Source organism: Pseudomonas sp. JV245A (genome assembly GCF_032424515.1).
Classification (GTDB): domain Bacteria; phylum Pseudomonadota; class Gammaproteobacteria; order Pseudomonadales; family Pseudomonadaceae; genus Aquipseudomonas; species Aquipseudomonas protegens.
In genome coordinates this window covers 1-1,111 of sequence record NZ_VYKE01000406.1, presented here as the reverse complement: position 1 = coordinate 1,111, position 1,111 = coordinate 1, and the positions used below count along the sequence as shown (strand labels likewise).

General features: G+C 67.1%; 1 protein-coding gene. It reads left to right on the top strand.

Annotated elements, in window-relative coordinates:
• Window positions 1-61 precede the first annotated feature (61 nt).
• Window positions 62-970, top strand: a complete 909-nt coding sequence (locus F6S12_RS32045) for a sugar kinase (RefSeq protein WP_169893551.1) — start codon at window positions 62-64, stop codon at window positions 968-970.
• Window positions 971-1,111: the final 141 nt, after the last annotated feature.

Genomic DNA, 1,111 nt, shown 5'->3' with positions numbered 1-1,111 from the left:
CGCCTTCGCTGGCAAGCCAGCTCCTACCCGGTGGAATGTGCTTTGAGGGGAGGTCAGGAACATGGACAGGAAGAAACGCATCGCGGCCATCGGCGAATGCATGATCGAGCTGCAGCAGCATCATGACGGCAGCCTGCAACAGAGCTTTGGCGGCGACACCCTGAACGCCGCGGTGTACCTCGCGCGGGAATTGGGCGAGGCCGGGCGGGTGGATTACGTCACCGCCCTGGGCGATGACAGCTTCAGTGATGCCATGTGCCAGGGGTGGGCGGCGGAGGGCATCGGCCTGCAGCGGGTGCAGCGCTTGCCGGGGCGCCTGCCTGGGCTGTATTGCATCCAGACTGATGCCCGGGGCGAGCGGCGCTTTCTCTACTGGCGCAACGAGGCGGCAGTGCGCGACTGCTTTACCACGGTGGCGGCCGGGCCGATCCTCGAAGCGCTGAAGCATTACGATGTGCTGTATTTCAGCGGCATCACCCTGGCGGTGCTGGGGGAGGTGGGGCGCGGGAAGTTGTTGCAGACCCTGGCCGAGGCGCGCCAGCGCCAGGCGCTGATAGTCTTCGACAACAACTACCGGCCGCGCCTGTGGGCGTCGGTCGAACAGGCCCGGGCGGCGTACCGCGAAGTATTGCCCCAGGTGGATCTGGCATTGCTGACCCTGGAGGATGAGCAAGCGCTGTTTGCCTATGCGGATGCCGAAGCGGTGTTCGCGGCGTATCAGGGCACTCCGGAAGTGGTGCTCAAGCGGGGCGCCGAGCCCTGCCTGATTCGCGTGGCGGGTGGTGCTTTCGAGGTGCCGGCCCAGCGGGTGGAGCAGGTAGTGGACACCACGGCGGCCGGGGATTCGTTCAGCGCAGCCTATCTGGCCCGGCGCCTGCTGGGCGGCAGCCCGGTGCAAGCGGCAGAGGCCGGGCACCGCCTGGCGAGCCAGGTCATCCAGCATCCCGGCGCCCTGATACCCCGCCATTGAACCGGGCGTTGACCTTGCGTGCGCCTTCGCTGGCAAGCCAGCTCCTGCAGGGCAGGTGGAGGTTGTAGGAGCCGGCTTGCCCGCGAAGAGGCCATTGAACCGTGCGTTGACCTAGCGGGCGCCTTCGCTGGCAAGCCAGCT